This window comes from Bacteroidia bacterium (assembly GCA_025056095.1).
GTDB lineage: Bacteria > Bacteroidota > Bacteroidia > JANWVE01 > JANWVE01 > JANWVE01.
In genome coordinates this window covers 1-2,670 of sequence record JANWVW010000294.1, presented here as the reverse complement: position 1 = coordinate 2,670, position 2,670 = coordinate 1, and the positions used below count along the sequence as shown (strand labels likewise).

Annotated in this window: 1 protein-coding gene; it reads left to right on the top strand. The window is 42.7% G+C overall.

Annotation, left to right across the window (positions count from 1 at the left end; genetic code table 11):
* Positions 1-179 precede the first annotated feature (179 nt).
* Positions 180-2,657 carry a hypothetical protein gene (locus tag NZ519_13535; GenBank protein MCS7029776.1) on the top strand — a complete coding sequence of 826 codons (2,478 nt, stop codon included), beginning with the start codon at positions 180-182 and terminating at the stop codon, positions 2,655-2,657.
* Positions 2,658-2,670 lie beyond the last annotated feature (13 nt).

Here is a 2,670-nt window from a genome sequence, read left to right as displayed (position 1 = left end):
GGGTATAGGCGCTGTAGGGTTCTATTGTGTTTGGGTGCCTTGCACCGAGCCTTTACAGGGCTTACCCTCTCAATCCTAATGCCACAAGACAAACAAAATTCATTCGCTTTCACAACTTTGTTGTATCTTGCAACGTAATTCGCTTGTAAGTTTGGCAAAACGTAGAATTATTAGCACCTATGAAATATCCCCCTAACTTACGTGAGGAGGAGCTAAAAATAAGAGTAGCCCAAGATTATTTTCCTAATTTTGACTATGCCAATGTTATCGGCAATATTGACTTTTGCGTTGCCCTGCCTCAAGAGCGTGCTCCCCTCTTTGAGCAGACCTTCCTGCTTTGGGCAGAAGCCAAACGAGGCTCGGTAGATTTATATAAAGCCATTGTTCAACTTATACTCACCATCGGCAAAGCCCGCACCTTCAAAGACCATTTGCCTCCCGCTTTTCTTGGCGCCTTTGATTGCCGACAAATCACTTTCCTTCCTTACGCCGACATCCAAAGTATTTTCTATCAAAACGATTTTAATTGGAACGTTGCCCCCTCTAACCACGAAACCAAAGAGTTCAAACTGCTCTCGGAAAAGGTAAAAACCATCATCGACCAAAAGGCTTTGTTGTTTGATTTCCTGCGTGATGACACCGAACTGCGGAGTTTCATCAAACAAAATTTTCTTTTTACTTTGGCAGGCATTACCAAAACCCGTATTGACAAAAATAATTTCATTACCATTTACAACAAGTGGTTGCAAAGTGTTAAGCCCACGATTGCTGTTGATTGGGAGAGGGCAAAGAGGCACGGCATCATTGATGCCGATTTCTACCTTGCTGATTTGCTCTCTACTGATAATCAGACTATTAAAGACAACCTTTATGTAGTTTTGCAAAAAGATCATTACGAATTGGATAGGAGATTAGACGATATAGGACTTTTCACGTCAAGTAAGAGTTTTTTCAAGGATAAGCAGGTGGCACACACGCGATTTTGGAATAGGTACGAGCGTCCTCCTGCTCAAGAGTATTGGGATTATATTGTTACTCGTAGGGACTTGCTTGTGCCTCAGGACATACGGGAGCGGAAGGGGAGTTTTTTCACGCCGCAGGTTTGGGTAGAGCTTTCGCAGGCATATTTAGCTGAGGTATTTGGGGTAGATTGGCAGGATGAGTATTATGTATGGGATTGTGCAGCGGGGACGGGGAACTTGTTGGCGGGTTTGGTGAACAGGGATCGCATTTTTGCTTCTACGCTTGATCGTCAAGATGTAGATGTGATGCGGGATAGGATAGCAAATGGCGCGAACCTTTGGCAGGCACACGTGTTTCAGTTTGATTTCTTGAATGACGAGTTTTTGCCGCGATCTAGGGGTGGCAAATTGCCTGATAGTTTGTATGAAATCTTGACCGATGAAACCAAACGAAAGAGACTTATCATTTACATCAATCCGCCTTATGCAGAGGCGACAACGGCACGCACCATTACACAGACAGGTAGAAACAAGGTAGGGGTTGCCAAGAATTACAGATACAACCAACGCTTAAAAGACAAGATAGGCAGTGCTGCTAACGAGGTCTTTGCCCTGTTTATGGCACGTGTGTATGAAGAAATACCCAATTGCATTTTAGCATTATTCTCTAAAATGAAATTTATTCAAGGTACAAATTTTATCAAGTTTAGGGAGTATTTTTTGGCGAAGTTCTTGAGAGGTTTTATTGTCAGGGCAAATAGTTTTGATAATGTACAAGGAAATTTTCCGATAGGGTTCACGATTTGGGACTTGAGCCAGAAACAACGTATTCAACGCATTGAATGCGATATTGCAGAACCTAATGAGCCTATCACGCAAAAGAAGGTGTTTTACGGAGATTTGCCTGCGAGCCTTAATAAGTGGATAATTCAGTATGACTACAGGGATGGGGATAGTGCAGGAGTGGTAGGTTTTATGGGTATTTGCGGACCTGATTTTCAGAACAATAAATTTTTGCATATCAGCAATTCTAAGGGCATACGGCACGTAACGTATTATGGTTTTGTAGGAAAAAACATTTTACAAGGGTGTATTTATTTTGCGGTTCGGCATTGCATCAAAGCTACGTGGCTCAATGACCGCGACCAGTTTCTCTATCCCAAAGGGGGTTGGTATGAGGATGTTGAATTTCAGAACGATTGTTTGGCTTTTACGTTGTTTCACGGGCAAAACAGGATTAGCACTAGACACGGCGCAAATCATTGGATACCGTTTCGGGAAGAGGAGGTGCATTGCAAAAACAAATTTGAGAGCCATTTTATGACCGATTTCATAGCAGGGAAAATCCGATACGAGGGCAATGGCAGGCTGTTAGATACTGAAAGAGAACGTACTACGCCTTTGATGTTCTCTCTCGAGGCTCAAGCTGTGTTTGAGGCAGGCAAACAAGTTTGGATTTTATACCACGATACGCTCAACCAACTGCCCACGTGGCAAAGAGCTGAATGTTCGCACAATGCTTCGCTTTATGATATTCGTGAGTTTTTTCAAGGTAGGAACGAAAAAGGGCGAATGAGAAGTACAAGTGAGGACGAGAGGTACAACAAATTGATAGAGGTTTTACGTCAGCGGTTAGAGGCATTAGCCCAAAAGATCGCTCCTAAGGTGTATGAATATGGGTTTTTGAGAAGATGATTTGAAATAATAG

Bases quoted from the DNA above. Each gene is read 5' to 3' on its own strand.
- NZ519_13535 (MCS7029776.1), top strand. From the start codon at position 180: ATGAAATATCCCCCTAACTTACGTGAGGAGGAGCTAAAAATAAGAGTA.